Source organism: Parabacteroides sp. AF17-28 (assembly GCF_003479205.1).
Lineage (GTDB): Bacteria > Bacteroidota > Bacteroidia > Bacteroidales > Tannerellaceae > Parabacteroides > Parabacteroides acidifaciens.
The window spans coordinates 1-661 of sequence record NZ_QUGV01000066.1 but is presented as its reverse complement, the minus strand read 5'-3'; the positions used below and the strand labels follow the sequence as shown (position 1 = coordinate 661).

Annotated in this window: 1 protein-coding gene; it reads right to left on the bottom strand. The window is 41.3% G+C overall.

The window, feature by feature from the left end:
- On the bottom strand, positions 1 to 661 hold a 661-nt coding region (locus DWW90_RS20565), incomplete at both ends, for a fimbrillin family protein (protein WP_199662233.1).

Sequence of the window (661 nt, the reverse complement as noted above, 5' to 3'; positions counted from 1 at the left end):
TCAGTTGGGTTGTATATGTCCGCACTACCCCTTCCGATTCTCCCGTGTTCTTCACTTTAACCCTTAGGGTGACTGTAGGAACAGGAGAACTTGTTGCATCAATTAATGGAAGCATGATGTAAGAGACTGTCGCTTTATTGTTTTCTACTTCTCCACAGGTCATCTTCGCCTCATTTCCAGCGGTTAACACTGTTGTTGCCGGTGTTATTGATCCATCTGACAATTTCATCTTGCATTTACTATCTGGATTTGGGGGCAGGATCTTGGCTGAGTCGCCGCTTGAATCCCAACCTGTTAATGTAATTCCGTTACTGGTTCCCGATTCTATATTAATGACAATATTTACTGCCTTTCTTTCAAATTTCAATTCAACGTTCTGTTTGCTTGCTTTTCCTTCTATCGCTTTATCATCGACTTTTACCCAAAGATAATCAAAACCGTTTTTCAAAACTTCGGACTCATTGCTTGAAAACGTAGGGCAAGATGTTCCGACTGAATCTGCAGAAACAGCATAAAAATCATAAGTACCTTTTGCCAGATAGATCGTATCACTACCTCCGATAGACAGGTCGCCATTCTCTCCTACCGTATATTCCTGACTTGCAAGACTTGTAAATGATGATGAAAGATCAACATCACTTGCACAAACCCAGACTTTCGC